Genomic DNA, 15,487 nt, shown 5'->3' with positions numbered 1-15,487 from the left:
CGGGGTTCCCGACCCGCCGGTCAGCGCCCGCCGGACACGTCCAGCACCGCGCCGGTGACGTAGCTGGCCTCGTCGGACAGGAGCCAGGCGATCGCCGTCGCCACCTCGTCGGGGTGACCGGCCCGGCCCATCGGGATCGACGGCGCCATGCGCTCGATCCGCCCCGGCTCGCCGGCCCTGGCGTGGAAGTCGGTGTCGAGCAGGCCCGGCCGGACGGCCGCCACCCGGATCCCGTCCGCGGCGACCTCCTTCGCGAGCCCGACGACGAGCGCCTCGACCCCGGCCTTCGCGGCCGCGTAGTCGTTCCACTCGCCGGGCGAGCCGAGCACCGCCGCGCGGGAGGTGACGTGCACGAGCACCCCGCCCGCACCGCCGTAGCGGGTGGACATGCGGTGCACCGCCTCGCGCGAGCAGAGCAGTGCCGCACGCAGGTTCAGCGCGCCGACCTCGTCGATCCGGGCGTCGCTCATGTCCTCGAGGCGCTGCCGCGAGGGGGCACCGCCGGCGTTCGCGACCACCCCGGTCAGCGGCGACGGCAGGGCCGCCGCCGCGTCGAACAGCTGCTCGACGCCCTCGGTGCGGGTGACGTCCGCGGCGACCGCGGCAGCATTCACCCCGGCCGCACGGCACTCCGCGACGACGGCCGCGGCGTCCTCCGGCGAGGCCCGGTGCCCGACGAGGACGTCCTGGCCGCGTGCGGCCAGCAGCCGGGCGGTGGCCGCGCCGACCCCGCGGCTGGCCCCCGTCACGAGCACCGTCATGCGTCGTCCGTCCTGCGGCGTCAGGCCCGGTGGGTCTCGGGGCCTGGCTCGGGACGGGCGGTGGCCTCCGCCGCCCCCGGCTGCCGGGTACCGGGGTCACGGACCTCGGTGTCGGCCCGGGTCGCGCCGCCGGGGCCGATCTCCCCCGGGCGCTCGTCGTCGTAGCGCAGGCCGCGCATCTCGCTCTTCAGGATCCGGCTGGACCGACCGACCGACCGCGCCATCTCCGGGAGCTTCTTCGCGCCGAACAGCAGGACCAGCACGACCAGCACGATCAACCAGTGGGTGGGGCTCATAGCTCCCATGACAGCCTCCTCGCTCGCCGACGGAATCAACGAACCATCCTCCGCCGGGGTTCCCTCTCGCAAGGACAGCCTCCCACGGCACACGGGATCTGATCATTCGGTCACTCACCGTTGATCCGTCGACACCGATCGGGTTTGGATGACGGTGACACCGCGGGCGGCACCGGTGCTGCCCGGGCACGAAGGAGCTGATCCGTGCAGCCGTCCGCACTCGCGGCCCCGCAGGAGCTCGACCCGGTCGACCTGACGCGCTACCCGGTGCACGAACCGGGCTCGTCCGGCTGGGAGGACGCGGTCCGCCGGGCCCGTGCCCAGCTCGCCGCCGACGGCTGCGCGGTGCTCCCCGGGTTCGTCCGGGCGTCGTGGCGGGACCGGCTGCGGACCGAGGGCGAGGCGGTCGCCCCGCTGGCCCACCACGAGACCGCCTTGGTCAACGTCTACAACACCGACCCGGACCCCACACTGCCCGCCGACCACCCGGCGCGCGTGCGGATGGAGCGGGGCAACGCCTTCGTCGCGCGGGACCGGATCCCGGCCACCGCGCTGATCCACCGCCTCTACCCGCAGCCCGCGTTCCGCGCGTTCCTCGCCGCCTGCACCGGCGTGCCCGAGCTGCACGAGCTGGCGGACCCGCTGGCCGGGCTGTGCCTCAACGTCGTCGGCGACGGCCGGTCGCACCCGTGGCACTTCGACACCAACGAGATCGCGATCAGCTTGCTCACCCGCGCGCCGGAGGCCGGCGGGGTCTTCGAGTACTGCCCCGACATCCGCGACACCACCTCGGAGAACACCGCCGACGTCGCCGAGGTCCTGCACGGGAGGGGCGGCGCCCGGGTCCGACGGCTGGTGCTGCGCCCCGGTGACCTGCAGCTGTTCCGCGGCCGGTACTCGCTGCACCGGGTGACCGAGGTGCGCGGCGAGACCGCCCGGCACACGGCGATCTTCTCCTACAGCACCCGCCCGGGGGTGGTCGGCAGCGCGGCCCGCACCCGCCAGCTGTTCGGGAGGACACTGTCCGAACACGGGGGGTCGCGCGCCGTGCGCGTCGACGGGCTGCTGGACTGATGGGCGTGACCACCACGTTCGCGGCCGACGACGACCTGCCGAAGGTGCCGCTCCCGACGCTGTCCGCCTCGGCCGACCGCTTCCTCGAGTGGTGCGCCCCGCTGCTCACCCCGGACGAGTACGCCCGCACCGAGACCGCCGCCCACGAGCTGCTCGTCGAGGGCGGCCCGGCGTCGGTGCTGCAGGCCGACCTCGAACGCTTCGACGCCGGCGCCCACAGCTGGCTGGACGCGTTCTGGCCGTCGCGCTACCTGGGCCGGCGCGACCGGATCGCGCTCAACGCGAACTTCTTCTTCCTGTTCGGGCCGGGCACCACCACCGACCCCTGCGAGCGGGCCGCGCAGCTCACCGTGGCCGCTCTCGGGCACAAGGCCGACCTCGATGCCGGGACGTTCCCGCCGCTGGTCAACCGGGGCGTGGCGCAGTCGATGGACCAGAGCCGCCACATCTTCTCCACCACCCGCATCCCGGGCGACCCGCAGGACACCGTCCGCACCCCCTACAGCGACGACTGGCCGGGCCCGTCCACCGAGCGGCACGTCGTGGTGTTGCACCGCGGCCGGATCCACCGCCTCGACGTGATCGGCGAGGACGGGGCGGCGCACACCGCCGGGGAGATCGCGGACGCGCTGCGGGAGATCCGCGAGGCCCACCCCGAGCGGGCCGCCACCGGCGACGCGGTCGGCGCGCTGACCACCCTGGCCCGGGCCGAGTGGGCAGCGGTGCGGGACCGGCTGACCGGGCTGGACCCGGCCAACGCCGAGGCCGTCGACCTGGTGGAGCGGGCACTGCTCGCGGTCTGCCTGGACGAGACCGACCCCGCCGACGAGGAGTCCGCCGCGCGGACCCTGCTGGCAGGGGACTCCGGCGACCGCTGGTTCGACAAGGCGCTGTCGATCGTCGTGCTCGCCGACGGCACCGCCGGGGTCAACATCGAGCACTGCGAGCTCGACGGCACGACCGTGCTCACCCTGGTCGACGCCATGTTCGCCGACCCGGTCGAGGTGCACGCCGAGCGGATCGGGACCCGCCCGCAGGGCACTGCGCCGCACGGCGAGCTGCGGTTCGTCCTCGACGACGACCTGCGCGCCACCGTCTCCCGCGCGCACGACGAGTTCGCCGCGTTCCTCGACGCCACCGCCACCGAGCTCGTCGCCTTCGACGACTTCGGCGCGGACGACGCGAAGGCCCTCAAGTGCTCCCCGGACGCCTTCGTGCAGGCCTGCTACCAGGTCGCACACCGGCGGGCCAAGGGCGTCACCGGCGCCACCTACGAGTCGATCGCGACCCGGCAGTTCCGGCGCGGACGCACCGAGGCGATGCGGGTCGTCACCCCCGAGATGGTCGCGTTCGTCGACACGATGGGCGACCCGCAGGCGTCCGACGCCGACAAGGTCGAGACCTTCCGGGCCGCCGCCGCGGCACACGGGGCCCGCGCGAAGCAGTGCCAGCAGGGCGACGCACCCGAGCAGCACCTGTGGGAGCTGGACTGGATCCGGCGTCGCCGCGGGGCGGAGCTGGGCGTCACCGAGCAGCTCGCGGTGTTCGACTCCCCCGGCTGGACGATCATGCGCGACGACTGGCTGTCGACCAGTTCGGCTCCGTCGGACAACATCCGGTACTTCGGGTTCGGCTCGACCAGCTCGCGCTGCATCGGGGTCGCCTACGTGCTGCTGCCCGACCGCTTCCACGTGCACCTGTCCACCCCGGCCGACCAGGCCGAGGGGATGCACGCGTTCGCCAGGGAGCTGCGGGCGGCGGTGACCGAGCTGCGGAACCTGCTTGCCTGAGCGGGTTCACTGGTGGGGTGGAACGTGTTCTCGTCACCGGCAGTTCCGGCCACCTCGGTGAGGCGCTGGTCCGCACCCTGACCGACGACGGGGTGCCCGTCGTCGGCCTGGACCGGCGGCCCTCGCCGTGGACCGCGGTCGTCGCGTCGCTGACCGACCGCGACGCCCTGCGGTCGGCGTTGCGGGGGGTCACCCACGTCCTGCACGCCGCGACGCTGCACAAGCCGCACGTCGGTTCGCACAGCAGGCAGGACTTCGTCGACACGAACGTGTCGGGCACCCTCGCGGTGCTGGAGGAGTCCGCCGCCGCGGGGGTGCGGGGCGTGGTGTTCACGTCCTCGACCAGCGCGTTCGGCCGTGCGCTGACCCCGGCACCGGGCGGGCCCGCGACCTGGATCGACGAGACCGTGGTGCCGCGGGTCCGCAACGTCTACGGAGCGACCAAGACCTCCGCCGAGGACCTGTGCGAGCTGGCCGCGCTGGACCCGGGGCTGCCGGTGGTGGTGCTGCGAACCTCGCGGTTCTTCCCCGAGGCCGACGACCGCGACGACGTCCGCGCCGCCCACGACGACACCACGCTCAAGCTGGTGGAGTTCTGCCACCGGCGGGTCGACGTCGCCGACGTCGTGTCCGCGCACCTGGCCGCGGCCCGGCGGGCGCCCGAGCTCGGGTTCGCCCGCTACGTGGTCAGCGCGCCGTCGCCGTTCCGCCGGTCCGACCTCGCCGAGCTGGGCAGCGACCCGGCCGCCGTGCTGGAGCGGCGGGCCCCGGCGCTCGCCGAGCTGCTGGCCGAACGCGGCCGGCCGGTCCCGCCGGTGGACCGCGTGTACTGCCCGGACCGGGCGGTCGCCGAGCTCGGCTGGACCCCGATCTGGGACGTCGACGCCGTCGTCGCGCGGGCGCGGGAGGGCGGGCCGCCCCGCAGCCCGCTGGCCGATGTCGTCGGGGCGAAGGGATACCACGATTCCCCGACCGGGGTGTACACCCGGTGATTTCACCTCGCCGGACCGGGTGACTGTAGGTCGACAGGGCTAACGCCGTGGGTACATCCGGCGGTAGACGTGACACAGCACGTGTCGCCGACCGTGACGCCGTACCCCGGAGGTCCTGCCATGACCGGCCCGCAGCACCGACCCAGCCCCGGCCCACGCGGTGCCGACGCCGACCGTGCACGGCCGTCGCCGCGGCCGCGGCACGGGTTCGACGACCACGAGTTCCCCGAGGACTCCTACCAGGGGGACTCCTACCGGGAGGACTCCTACCAGGGCGGCGGCTACCCGGACCTGCGGTCCTCGCGGCCGGTGGAGCGGGCGACACCCACCGACCCGGAGGGCTTCGGCGAGCTGTACGGCGGGACCGGGCCGCAGCCGACCGTCGGGCGTGGCGGGTACGCCGCACCGATGCGCTACGAGGGCTACGGCGCCCCCGTGCAGGCCGGCGGGTCGCAGACGAGCGGTGACGGCCCCGATGACGGCGGGTACGACGCGTACGCCCGGGCCGCGCACCGCATGCCCGAGGAGCCGGCCACCCCGGCCCGGGCCGCCTACGGCGAGTACGGCGACCCCGAGTCCCGCGGCGGGACCTCGATCGACGGCGGCCCGCCCTACCCGGCCACCTCGGAGCAGGACGACACCGCCCGGCACGATGCGGACCGCCACGATGCGGACCCGCACGACACGAACTGGGACGACACGAACTGGGACGACGCCGCGCCGACCGCTGCCTCGGCCGCCGCGTACGGCCGGGACGAGCACCCGATCCACGGGGAGACCGGTGGCACCGCGGTCGCCGAGCGCACCACCGTCGGAACCGGGGCAGGGACGGGGGCCGGGGCCGTTCCGGTGCCGCGGTCCCCGTCGGAGTCCGGCGGGCGTCGTCCGGCGACGGTGGCCGAGGCCGCCGCGGCCCGCTTCGGCGCGTCCGCCCGGACCACCGACCCGGCCCGGGCCGGGCTCGCCGAGCGGACCGAACCCCCGGCCCGGGCGGCCGCACCCGCGGGACCGGGCGTCGAGGCGACCGGTCCGGTCACCACGACGCGCCGCCCGGCGACCGCGGCGGCCGTGCCGGCCCCGGTGACCGTGGCCCGGGACGGGACCGCGCTCACCGTGCTGCGGGTCGTCACCTACGTGCTGGTGTCGCTGTCCTGCCTGGTGTTCCTGGCCGGTGCGGTCTACGGGCTCGTGGCGTTCCTGGAGTTCCGCACGGCGCTGGGCACCTCGCCGCTGTTCGGGGGCGGCACCGCGTTCGGGAACTGAGGTCGTCCGTCGTGCCCGACCGTGGGTCGACGGCGGTGGGGTCGGTGCAGGCGACGTAGCCGCTGTCAGGCGCGGGACAGGACCTCCCGCAGCCGTCGCGCGAACGCCGACGTGTCCTCGACGAACCCGACGTGTCCGCCCGGGAACGGCTCCGGTGGGCGGCCCAGCCCGGCCGCGAGGGCCCGCGAGGTCAGGTCGCACAGCTGCCCGGCCGAGGCGTCGCCGATCCCGACGGCGATCCGGGCGTCGCGCAGCCGGTCCAGGTCGGGGGCCCACCGCACGGTCTCGCGCATCTCGTGCAGGAAGAAGTGCCGCTCGTCGGCGGTCTGCCGGGCGGTCGCGTCGTCGCCGGCCGCGGGCAGGGCGGTGCGTTCGGGCACCTCCTCGGGTGCCACGGCCGGCAGTCCGGCGGAGGCCAGGAAGAGCCCCCAGGCCGCGGCAGGACCGTGTTCCCGGTAGGTGCGGACGATCTCGTCGGTGGCGGTCCGGCGCTCGTCGGCGTCGGGCAGCAGCTCCTCCAGCGGCGGTTCGTGCGCGACGACGGTCCCGACGAGATCCGGGCGCTCCTGGGCGAGCGCGAGTGCCACGACCGCCCCTCCGCTGGACCCGAACACCGTCGCCGGGCCTCCGCCGAGGTGCTCGACGAGCGCGGCCAGGTCGGCGGCGCGCACCGCCACCGGGGAGTCGGCGTCCGGGTCCTCGACGACGCTGCGGCCGGTACCGCGCGGGTCGAACGTGACGACGGTGTGGTCGTCGGCGAACAGCGACGCCAGCGGCCCGAACGGTCCGGCGCCCATCGGCGACCCGGCCAGGACGAGCAGCGGGCCGGATCCGCGCACGTCGAAGGTGATGCGGGCACCCGGCCGGTCGAGCAGGTCGGTGCTGACGGCGGTCGACATGGCGGCTCCCCTGCTCGGTGGACGTGCCCCGCCGATCCTGGCCGCCGCACGGGCCGGTGTCACCGCCGTAGGCTGGAACCGACTCCGACGGAACGGACGAAACCCCCTGTGAAGACCCGCATCGCCCCCGCTCTGGGTGTGTTCCTCGTGCTGGCCCTGCTCGTCGGCGGGCTCGTGTGGTTCGCCGGGAGCCGCGGGTTCACCGCCGACGACCTGCGCGACCTGGTCGACCCGCCCCCGCCGGAGCAGTGCGACCAGCCGGACCCGACGACGTCGGGCTGTCTCACCCCGTCCGCGCTGCGCCTGCACGACGCCCTCGTCGAGCGGTTCGGCGAGCCCGGCCCGTCGGCGCCGGTACGGGCGATCACCTGCTGGTCGGAGCATGCGTGGAACCCGTCGAGCGACCACCCCGCCGGACGGGCGTGCGACGCGTTCCCGGCCGGCTACGGCGACTTCCCCGCCGGGCAGGACCTGGAGGACGGCTGGGCGGTCGCGACCTGGCTGCGTGAGAACGCCTCCGGGCTGCGGGTCCGGTACGTGATCTGGCAGGGCCGGATCTGGTACCGCGGCACCGGGGACTCCGGCGAGGGCCGGGAGAACTGGGGCAGGCCCTACGACGGCGGCGGGGTCTACGACCCCGCCGACGCCACCGGCGGGCACTTCGACCACGTCCACGTCAGCGTGCGCCGGTGACGCGCCCCGCCCGGCGCACGCGACCGAGCACGTGTCGGAGCAGGTGTCAGAGCACGTGCTGGCCGTACATCTCCCCCAGCGGGTCGGCGATGAGCTCTATGCGGGCGCCGTCGGGGTCGCGGAAGTAGACCGAGACGCCCGAGTGCACCTCGTGCTCCACCCCGGCCTCGGTGAGCCGGGCGACCAGCTCGTCCCAGCGCTGCGGCTCGACGCTGATCGCCATGTGGTGCAGCCCGCCGAGGACCTCGGCGTAGGGGCCGACGTCGAGGCCCGGGAAGTCGAAGAACGCGAGCAGGTTCCCGTTGCCGATGTCGAAGAAGAAGTGCGAGGACCCGGGGTAGTCCCGGTTCTCGATCAGCTCGGTGAGCGGGAAGCCCAGCACGTCCTGGTAGAAGCGCACGGTCCGCTCGACGTCCGAGCTCACCAGGGCGGTGTGGTGCAGCCCGCGGGCGGTCGAGGCCGGACGCTGTCCCGCCGGCTTCAGGTGGGCCGAGCGGATCCGGTCGCGCGCGGCATCGAGGGCCGCGGTGTCGGTGCCGGTGCCGGTCGGGGTCGGGGTGTCGGTGGAGGTGCTGGTCTCGGTCATCGTGGTCAACCCTTCAGCAGTGCGGTGAAGTCGGGGACGTCGTCGAAGGCGTCGGTGCGGGTGGCGGCGGGCCGGGCCGCGACGGCAGCCGCCAGCTCACCGGCGGCCCGCTCGACGCGGCTCTCCAGTGTGGTGCCCACCTCGGTCGCGCCCCAGTCCTCGGGCGCGGCGAACACCGCGGTCGGCACGGTCGCCGCCCGCAGGTACGCGAACAGCGGGCGCATCGCGTGCTCGAGTGCCAGCGAGTGCCGCGCCGTGCCGCCGGTCGCGGCGAGCAGCACCGGGGTGCCGGTGAGCGCGTCGCGGTCCAGCACGTCGACGAAGGTCTTGAACAGGCCGCTGTAGGACGCCGAGAAGATCGGCGTCACGGCGACGACCGCGTCCGCGGCGGCCACGGACTCCAGCACCGGCGCCAGCGCGGTGTTCGGGAAGCCGGCGACCAGGTGGTCGGCGAGGTCGCGGGCGTGCTCGCGCAGCTCCACGACCTGCACCTCGGCCTGCTCTCCCCGGTCGGCCAGGGCGGTCGTGACCGCGGCGGCGAGCCGGTCGGCCAGCAGCCGGGTCGACGACGGCGTCGACAACCCGGCGCTGAGCACGACGATCCTGCGTGTGGTCATCACGCGACCTCCTGCTTCTCCTGCGTGCTCTTCTCCTGCGTGCGGGCGGCGGCGTCGCGGGCGGCGACCAGCGAGGCGTGGGTCGGCGCGTCCGGGACCCCGGGCGCACGCAGCGCGGCGAACTCCTTGCGCAGCACCGGCACGACCTCCTCGCCCAGCAGGTCGAGCTGCTCCAGCACGGTCTTCAGCGGCAGGCCCGCGTGGTCGATGAGGAACAGCTGGCGCTGGTAGTCGCCGACGTACTCGCGGAAACCGAGGGTGCGCTCGATGACCTGCTGCGGGCTGCCGACGGTCAGCGGGGTCTCACGGGTGAAGTCCTCCAGCGAGGGCCCGTGCCCGTAGACCGGGGCGTTGTCGAAGTAGGGCCGGAACTCCCGCACCGCGTCCTGGCTGTTGCGACGCATGAACACCTGTCCACCGAGGCCGACGATCGCGCGGTCGGCCGGTCCGTGACCGTGGTGCTCCCAGCGCTTCCGGTAGAACTCGACCATCCGCTTGGTGTGCGACGCGGGCCAGAAGATGTGGTTGTGGAAGAAGCCGTCGCCGTAGTACGCGGCCTGCTCGGCGATCTCGGGGCTGCGGATCGAGCCGTGCCAGACGAACGGCGCGACGCCGTCGAGCGGGCGCGGGGTCGAGGTGAAGCCCTGCAGCGGGGTGCGGAAGCGCCCCTCCCAGTCGACGACCTCGGTGTCCCAGAGCTTCCGGAGCAGTGCGTAGTTCTCGATCGCGAGGTTGATCCCCTGCCGGATGTCCTGGCCGAACCACGGGTAGACCGGGCCGGTGTTGCCGCGTCCGAGCGTCAGGTCGACGCGCCCGCCCGCCACGTGCTGCAGCATCGCGAAGTCCTCGGCGATCTTCACCGGGTCGTTCGTGGTGATCAGCGTGGTCGCGGTGGACAGCTGCAGGGTGCTGGTGACACCCGCGAGGTAGCCGAGCGTGGTCGTCGGCGACGAGGAGAAGAACGGCGGGTTGTGGTGCTCGCCGAGGGCGAAGACGTCGAGACCGACCTGCTCGGCGTGCCGGGCGATGGTCAGGACGTCCTGAATGCGCTGCGCCTCGGTCGGGGTGGCGCCGGTCGTCGGGTCCGGCGTGATGTCGCTGACCGAGAAGACTCCGAACTGCACGGCTTCCTCCAGTAGTTGATCCGTCATCTACATCCTGCACCAACATGGATGACGCGTCAACTATTCCGGTACCCTGCAGCCGTGACACGGTGGCTGGACGAGCGCGAACAGGCGGCCTGGCGAGGGCTGCTCCGGATGCAGGCGCGGTTGCACGCCGAGCTGCACCGGCGGCTGCAGGCGGACTCGGGGCTCTCGCTCGCGGACTTCGACGTGCTCGTCGCGCTGACCGACCGGCCCGACGAGCGGTGCCGCGCGATGGAGCTGGCGGGCCTGCTGGACTGGGAGAAGAGCCGGCTGTCGCACCACCTCGCGCGGATGCAGAAGCGCGGCCTGGTCGCCCGCGAGGAGTGCGACGACGACGGCCGCGGCAACTACGTCGTGCTCACCGGGGCGGGCCGGGCGGCGATCGAGGCCGCGGCGCCCGGGCACGTGGAGACCGTGCGGGAGCTGGTCTTCGACGCCCTCTCCGACGACGACGTGGCCGCGCTCGCCCGGATCACCGCCGCCGTGCAGGCCCGGCTCGACGGCCGGGCCCCCGCCTGACCGGCCCGCGACACCGGCCGGTCCCGGTCCGCGGCCGCGCCCCCGGGACATCCGCCCACCGCGTTCCGCGGAACGCGGACCGAGGGCGTGACACCGCGTTCCGCGGAACGCACGACGGCCCGCACCGGCGTCACCGGTACGGGCCGTCGTGAACGGGACCGCGGGCGGACCAGCAGGTCAGGGCACCAGGATGGCGCGTCCCCTGACCTTCCCCGCGTCGAGGTCGTCGAGCGCGGACTGGAAGTCGTCCAGGGCGTACTTGGTGGTGTGCAGCGTGACCCGCCCGCGCCCGGCCAGCTCCATCAGGTCGCACAGGTCGTTGTAGGAGCCGACCAGGTTGCCGACCACGTTCACCTCGGCCGAGATCAGGTCGATCGTCGGGACGTCGACGTTCTCGCCGTAGCCGACGACGTGGTAGTCCCCGGCGCGCCGCGTCATCGCCAGGCCCTGCGAGGTGGAGCCGCCCTCGCCGACGAAGTCGATTACGGCCTCGGCGCCGTTCCCGCCGGTGCGCGACAGGACCTCGTCGACCTGGCCGCCGTCGGCGACGATGCCGTCGTCGGCGCCGATCTCCAGCGCCAGCTTCACCGCGTCGGGGTTGCGGTCGAGCACGACCAGCCGGGCCGGGGTCAGCGCCTTGAGCACCTGGATGCCGATGTGGCCGAGCCCGCCCGCACCGATGACGACGCAGGTGTCGCGCGGGCCGAGACGCCGCGAGGCCTTGGCGGCCGCGTGGTAGGCGGTGAGCCCGGCGTCGGCGAGCGCGGCGACGTCGGCCGGCTGCAGCGACGGGTCGAGCTTGACCACGCTGCGCGCCGAGGTGCGCAGGTACTCGGCGTACCCGCCGTGGGTGTCGATGCCCGGGAACGCCGAGGCGGTGCAGTGCACGTCGTCGCCGGAGCGGCAGGCGCGGCACAGCCCGCAGGTGGCGAGCGGGTGCAGGATGACCCCGTCGCCCTCGCGGACGTGGGTCACCGCGGAGCCGACCGACTCGACCCAGCCCGCGTTCTCGTGGCCGATCGTGTACGGCAGCGCGACCTGCGACTTCTCCGCCCACTGGCCCTCGAGGACGTGCAGGTCGGTGCGGCACACGCCCGCCCCGCCGATCCGCACGACGACGTCGAACGGGTCGGCGACCTCCGGCTTCGCGACCTCGGTCAGCTCCATCGGCCGGTGGTAGCCGACGACCTGTACTGCTCTCACGGACGGGTTCCCTTCGTGGTGTCCCCGGAGACGGACTCCGGGTAGCGGGTCTTCAGCAGCCCCCGGCAGAAGTGGGCGTTGCCCTCGATCGAGATCCGCACCGAGCGGGCCATCCGCAGCTTCAGCGGGACCTGCTCGGCCGGGTACGGGACGCCGTCGTGCCCGACCAGGACCGGCAGGTGCCCCGCGGTGCCCAGCCCGAGCGTGGCGCGGCGACGCAGCAGCGCGTCGGTGGTCGGGCCCGCGGGCAGGTCGGCCAGGGTGACGCCGTGCAGCGTCTCCGGCGCCCGGTCCGGGTCGCGGCGCAGCAGCCCGGTCAGCGAGCGCTCCATCGCGGCGGCGTGCGCCTTGCGCCGGAAGGTGACCCGCAGCTCGTCGAGGTCGGACTCGGCCTCGTGGCGGAAGGTGCCCTTGTAGCCGGCGTCGGCGGCCAGCCCGGCGTTGATGAGGTCGGAGTCGTGGTGGTCGTCGAGCTCGACGGTCACCGCGGTCGTCCAGTCCAGCGCCGTCAGCACGTCCTTGGCGTCGGAGCACATCAGGTAGGCGAAGTTCGGCGCGCAGAACGCAGTGGGCAGCCGCAGGTGCACGGTGACCCGGCCGCCGTCGACGTCGAGGGTCCGCACGAACTCCAGGTCGGTGATCGGCTCGTCCAGCTCCGGGTCGACGACGGCGTCGAGCGCCCGCCAGGCCTGCTCGGCCCGCGTCGCGTGCGCGGTCAGGGCCGGCGCGCTCACGAGGCCACCGGCACTTCCTGCGGGGTCTCGTCGCGGAGCGCCAGCTCGGCGGGGACCTCGATGTCGTACATCTTCGCGGCGTTGAGGCCCAGGATCTTCTTCTTCTGGGCGGTGGTCAGCGGCGCGTACTCGGACAGCTCCTCGGGGATCTGGAAGTCCACGAAGCGCTCGACCAGCCAGCGCGGGGTCCAGATGGCGTAGTCGCTGGAGAACTGGATGCGGTCCTCGCCGAGCCAGTAGAGGAGCTCGCCGAGGATCTGGCCGAAGTACTTGGGCCGGGTGTGGATGAACGGCATCGCGACGGCCAGACCGGCGTGCACGTTCGGCTCCTGGGTGGCGATCCAGCAGAAGTCCTCCAGCCGCGGCAGGCCGCAGTGCTCGACGACGAAGTTCAGGTCGGTGAAGTCGGTGGCGACCTTGTCCACGTCGGCGACGTCGAACGCGTCGCGGTCCAGCGGGCGGATGGTGGGGCCCTTGTGGATGTGGACGTTGCGGATGCCCAGCTCCTGGGCCGCCTCGAGGTACTTGTAGGACCAGTGGTCGTCGAGCTTCCAGCCGCGGGACTCGCCGTGCCACTCCGCGGTGTAGAGCTTCACGCCCTTGAGCCCGAAGCGCTTCGCGTCCTCGCGCAGCTGCCGCAGGCCCTGCTCGCCGTTGCGCGGGTCCCAGTGGTGGTTGTAGGTCAGCTTGTCCGGGTGGGCCTGGGCGAGGGCGAACGCCTCCTCGGTCTGGCCGAACCCGTTGGCGTAGAACTCGCCCAGGTACGCGGGCTGGAAGACGGCGTGGTCGACGTGGCCGTCGGCGAACAGGTCCTTCATCAGCCGCTCGCCGCCCTGGTAGAGGTAGTCCTCGTAGGGCCACACCTCGGACTCCGGGCTGAGGTTGCGGTGGTAGTCGTAGAAGCAGTCGATGAACTGCTTGCCGTGGATGTTGCGCTGGTTCTCCGGGCGCGCGTCCCACAGCGCCACGTGGGCGTCCACGATGAAGTAGGACTCACCGTTCTTCGAGTACATCGTCGTCCCTCTCAGGTCGCGGCGAGGTGGTGGGCACCCCGCGACTGCGCGGGCCGGTGGGGTCCCGCGTCGGCACCGAAGGTAGGAACCGGCGGGCGGCGGCAGTGGTGACCGCCGTCTCAACCTGAGACGAGACGGTGTCGCGTCGGCGTCGCAGGTGTGACACCGTCGTGAGCAGCAGGTACGAGGAGGTACGCGCGATGGGGCAGTCCCTGGCTCCGGCCCGCATCTCGGCGTCCTGGGCACGCAGCGAGACCTACGGCGCCCCCACCGAGGTGGTCGACCCGGCGTACGCCGGCACCGTCGACGACGAGTCGCTGTTCGCCCGCTGCGGCGGCGAGGTGCTCGCCGGGCTGCACGAGGGACTGCCCGGCGAACCGATCTCGCTGATGCTCACCGACGCCGACGGGATCGTCGTCTCCCGGCTCTGCGACGAGCGCGACCTGGTCGACGCGCTCGACCGCACCTACCTCGCGCCCGGCTTCGCCTTCGGCGAGCGGGAGGCCGGAACCACCGGGCTCGGCCTGGCCCTGGCCGACCGGGTCCCGTCGCTGGTCCGCGGCGACGAGCACTACTGCACCGGGCTCTGGGGCTACACCTGCGCGGCCGCCCCGGTGCTCGACCCCGTCGACGGGTCCCTGCTCGGCAGCATCAACCTCACCACCTGGTCGCAACGCTCCGACGGGCTGCTCCTCGCGCTCGCCCGCACCGCGGCCGGGCAGACCTCCGCGCTGATGCTGGCCCACGGGCGGGGCGCGAGCCCGCGGCCGGCGCCCCGCGGCGAGGTGTTCCGGGTCGCCCCGCAGCCCACCGGCGGCACCGCCGAGCTGGGCCGCAGCTGGACCGCCGCGCTGGACGAGGTGCGGGCGGCGCTGCGCGACGGCGCCCGGGTCGGGGTCGTCGGCGAGCCAGGCGTGGGGAAGTCCGCGCTGCTCGCGGCGGCCCTGCGCACCGTCGCGCCGCGGCACCGGGTGCTGCACGCCCGCCCACCGGCGGCCGAGGACGCGGTGTCCTGGCTGTCGCTGTGGTCTCCGGAGCTGGGCAAGGCCGACACCGCGGTGATCGCGGGCCGGGTGCACGAGCTGCCCGCGCCCGTCGCGACCCGGCTGGCGGCGCTGGTGCGGTCGCTGCCGCACGCGGCGCTCAGCGTCACCGCGCGCGACGTCGGGACGGTCCCGGAGCCGCTGTCGCGGCTGCTCGACGTCGTGGTCGAGCTGCCGCCGCTGCGGCACCGGGCCGAGGACGTCCCGGCACTGGCCGCACACTTCACCCGCGACGGCGTCACCTTCACCGACGCCGCGGACCGCGCGCTGCGGACCTACAGCTGGCCGGGCAACGTCGAGCAGCTGCGCCGCACGGTCCGCGACGCCGCGGCCCGCAGCAGCGTGGTCGACGTCCGGCACCTGCCCCCCGAGCTGCTCGCCACCCGCTCCGGCTCGCTCACCCGGATCGAGTCGCTGGAACGCGACGAGCTGGTCCGCTGCCTCACCGAGCACGGCATGAGCGTCACCCGGGCCGCGGAGACGCTGGGGATCAGCCGGGCGACGGCGTACCGGCGGGTGCAGCGCTACGGGATCGCCACCCCGCGCTGAGCGGCTGCGGCACCATCGGTGCCGTCATCCGAACAGGTGGCGCGCTCACCGGACCGGTGCTACCGGTGGCCGTGCTCACGGACGCCGCGGGTGCTTCGGACCTGCCGATCCCGGCCGGCGGTGGGACCATCGGTGTGCCGGGCAACGACGCCCCGGGAGACCCGGCGGCCGGCCCGGCCACGGGACTCGACACCGCCACCCGACGACGCCGTCACACCCGGTGACGAGGAGCCCGCGTCGCGCGACGACGGCGGGGCGCCCGCCGCCCGGTGCGGCAGACAGGGCACCATTCGGTGGAGGACCTGAT

The 15,487-nt window shown here is 74.1% G+C and carries 17 protein-coding genes; 8 read left to right on the top strand and 9 right to left on the bottom strand.

The window, feature by feature from the left end; all coding sequences use genetic code 11:
• Window positions 1-20: 20 nt before the first annotated feature.
• Complete coding sequence (locus KPL59_RS20325; protein ID WP_226361683.1) at window positions 21-761, bottom strand: SDR family oxidoreductase; 741 nt, start codon at window positions 759-761, stop codon at window positions 21-23.
• Window positions 762-781: 20 nt separating this feature from the next.
• Window positions 782-1,057 (bottom strand): Sec-independent protein translocase subunit TatA, encoded by a 276-nt coding sequence (gene tatA, locus KPL59_RS20320; protein WP_226352879.1) that lies wholly within the window; start codon window positions 1,055-1,057, stop codon window positions 782-784.
• 204 nt (window positions 1,058-1,261) lie between these two features.
• Here tatA and KPL59_RS20315 point away from each other — a divergent pair, with 204 nt between their 5' ends.
• The 4 genes from KPL59_RS20315 (at window position 1,262) to KPL59_RS20300 (ending at window position 6,176) form a co-directional block, all read left to right on the top strand.
• Entirely contained in the window at window positions 1,262-2,131 is an 870-nt protein-coding gene (locus KPL59_RS20315; RefSeq protein WP_226352875.1) for a pre-mRNA-splicing factor SPF27 family protein, read from the top strand.
• Window positions 2,131-3,921, top strand: coding sequence for a choline/carnitine O-acyltransferase (locus KPL59_RS20310; protein ID WP_226361682.1), 1,791 nt, complete (start codon window positions 2,131-2,133; stop codon window positions 3,919-3,921). Before KPL59_RS20315 ends, KPL59_RS20310 begins: the two co-directional genes overlap by 1 nt.
• A gap of 17 nt (window positions 3,922-3,938) precedes the next feature.
• On the top strand, window positions 3,939-4,913 hold the full coding sequence (locus KPL59_RS20305; protein ID WP_226361681.1) for an NAD(P)-dependent oxidoreductase: 975 nt from the start codon (window positions 3,939-3,941) through the stop codon (window positions 4,911-4,913).
• A gap of 120 nt (window positions 4,914-5,033) precedes the next feature.
• A complete protein-coding gene (locus KPL59_RS20300) occupies window positions 5,034-6,176 on the top strand; it encodes a hypothetical protein (RefSeq protein WP_226361680.1) in 1,143 nt (380 codons plus the stop codon).
• Between the two features lie 65 nt (window positions 6,177-6,241).
• On the opposite strand, the gene KPL59_RS20295 is transcribed toward KPL59_RS20300, so the two are convergent.
• On the bottom strand, window positions 6,242-7,075 hold the full coding sequence (locus tag KPL59_RS20295) for an alpha/beta fold hydrolase (RefSeq protein WP_226352871.1): 834 nt from the start codon (window positions 7,073-7,075) through the stop codon (window positions 6,242-6,244).
• Window positions 7,076-7,183: 108 nt separating this feature from the next.
• Here KPL59_RS20295 and KPL59_RS20290 point away from each other — a divergent pair, with 108 nt between their 5' ends.
• Window positions 7,184-7,768 carry a hypothetical protein gene (locus KPL59_RS20290; RefSeq protein WP_226352870.1) on the top strand — a complete coding sequence of 195 codons (585 nt, stop codon included), beginning with the start codon at window positions 7,184-7,186 and terminating at the stop codon, window positions 7,766-7,768.
• Between the two features lie 46 nt (window positions 7,769-7,814).
• Here the strand turns inward: KPL59_RS20290 and KPL59_RS20285 are convergent, their stop codons facing one another.
• From KPL59_RS20285 to KPL59_RS20275, 3 genes are read right to left on the bottom strand one after another with little or no spacing between them, the layout of a single operon-like run.
• Window positions 7,815-8,354 carry a VOC family protein gene (locus KPL59_RS20285; RefSeq protein WP_226352869.1) on the bottom strand — a complete coding sequence of 180 codons (540 nt, stop codon included), beginning with the start codon at window positions 8,352-8,354 and terminating at the stop codon, window positions 7,815-7,817.
• A gap of 5 nt (window positions 8,355-8,359) precedes the next feature.
• Entirely contained in the window at window positions 8,360-8,971 is a 612-nt protein-coding gene (locus KPL59_RS20280) for a CE1759 family FMN reductase (RefSeq protein WP_060714240.1), read from the bottom strand.
• Window positions 8,971-10,095: an LLM class flavin-dependent oxidoreductase gene (locus KPL59_RS20275; protein ID WP_020622882.1), complete on the bottom strand. Its 1,125-nt coding sequence runs from the start codon at window positions 10,093-10,095 to the stop codon at window positions 8,971-8,973. The genes KPL59_RS20280 and KPL59_RS20275 overlap by 1 nt, the downstream gene beginning before the upstream one ends.
• 81 nt (window positions 10,096-10,176) lie before the next feature.
• Here KPL59_RS20275 and KPL59_RS20270 point away from each other — a divergent pair, with 81 nt between their 5' ends.
• Window positions 10,177-10,638, top strand: a complete 462-nt coding sequence (locus KPL59_RS20270; RefSeq protein ID WP_226352867.1) for a MarR family winged helix-turn-helix transcriptional regulator — start codon at window positions 10,177-10,179, stop codon at window positions 10,636-10,638.
• A gap of 177 nt (window positions 10,639-10,815) precedes the next feature.
• On the opposite strand, the gene KPL59_RS20265 is transcribed toward KPL59_RS20270, so the two are convergent.
• From KPL59_RS20265 to KPL59_RS20255, 3 genes are read right to left on the bottom strand one after another with little or no spacing between them, the layout of a single operon-like run.
• On the bottom strand, window positions 10,816-11,841 hold the full coding sequence (locus tag KPL59_RS20265) for an NAD(P)-dependent alcohol dehydrogenase (protein ID WP_226352866.1): 1,026 nt from the start codon (window positions 11,839-11,841) through the stop codon (window positions 10,816-10,818).
• On the bottom strand, window positions 11,838-12,575 hold the full coding sequence (locus tag KPL59_RS20260) for an iron-sulfur cluster assembly protein (protein ID WP_020622885.1): 738 nt from the start codon (window positions 12,573-12,575) through the stop codon (window positions 11,838-11,840). Before KPL59_RS20260 ends, KPL59_RS20265 begins: the two co-directional genes overlap by 4 nt.
• The gene (locus KPL59_RS20255) at window positions 12,572-13,588 is read right to left on the bottom strand and encodes an amidohydrolase family protein (protein ID WP_149666502.1); all 1,017 of its coding nucleotides are present in this window, start codon (window positions 13,586-13,588) and stop codon (window positions 12,572-12,574) included. Before KPL59_RS20255 ends, KPL59_RS20260 begins: the two co-directional genes overlap by 4 nt.
• A 170-nt stretch (window positions 13,589-13,758) precedes the next feature.
• On the opposite strand from KPL59_RS20255, the gene KPL59_RS20250 reads away from it, so the two are divergent.
• Window positions 13,759-15,180 (top strand): helix-turn-helix domain-containing protein, encoded by a 1,422-nt coding sequence (locus KPL59_RS20250; RefSeq protein ID WP_226361679.1) that lies wholly within the window; start codon window positions 13,759-13,761, stop codon window positions 15,178-15,180.
• A 65-nt stretch (window positions 15,181-15,245) separates the two neighbouring features.
• Entirely contained in the window at window positions 15,246-15,404 is a 159-nt protein-coding gene (locus KPL59_RS20245) for a hypothetical protein (protein ID WP_226352863.1), read from the top strand.
• The last annotated feature ends 83 nt before the right edge of the window (window positions 15,405-15,487 follow it).

Source organism: Pseudonocardia sp. ICBG1142, assembly GCF_020496255.1.
In the GTDB taxonomy this organism is placed as follows: Bacteria; Actinomycetota; Actinomycetes; order Mycobacteriales; family Pseudonocardiaceae; genus Pseudonocardia.
Note: the sequence above shows the minus strand (reverse complement) of the source record. Positions and strands in the feature narration are given on the sequence as shown.

Excerpts from the sequence above, each read along its gene's own strand:
- KPL59_RS20285 (WP_226352869.1), bottom strand. The coding sequence starts at position 8,354 with ATGACCGAGACCAGCACCTCCACCGACACCCCGACCCCGACCGGCACC.
- KPL59_RS20325 (WP_226361683.1), bottom strand. The coding sequence starts at position 761 with ATGACGGTGCTCGTGACGGGGGCCAGCCGCGGGGTCGGCGCGGCCACC.
- KPL59_RS20255 (WP_149666502.1), bottom strand. The coding sequence starts at position 13,588 with ATGTACTCGAAGAACGGTGAGTCCTACTTCATCGTGGACGCCCACGTG.
- KPL59_RS20300 (WP_226361680.1), top strand. The coding sequence starts at position 5,034 with ATGACCGGCCCGCAGCACCGACCCAGCCCCGGCCCACGCGGTGCCGAC.
- KPL59_RS20280 (WP_060714240.1), bottom strand. The coding sequence starts at position 8,971 with ATGACCACACGCAGGATCGTCGTGCTCAGCGCCGGGTTGTCGACGCCG.
- KPL59_RS20295 (WP_226352871.1), bottom strand. The coding sequence starts at position 7,075 with ATGTCGACCGCCGTCAGCACCGACCTGCTCGACCGGCCGGGTGCCCGC.
- KPL59_RS20310 (WP_226361682.1), top strand. The coding sequence starts at position 2,131 with ATGGGCGTGACCACCACGTTCGCGGCCGACGACGACCTGCCGAAGGTG.
- tatA (WP_226352879.1), bottom strand. The coding sequence starts at position 1,057 with ATGAGCCCCACCCACTGGTTGATCGTGCTGGTCGTGCTGGTCCTGCTG.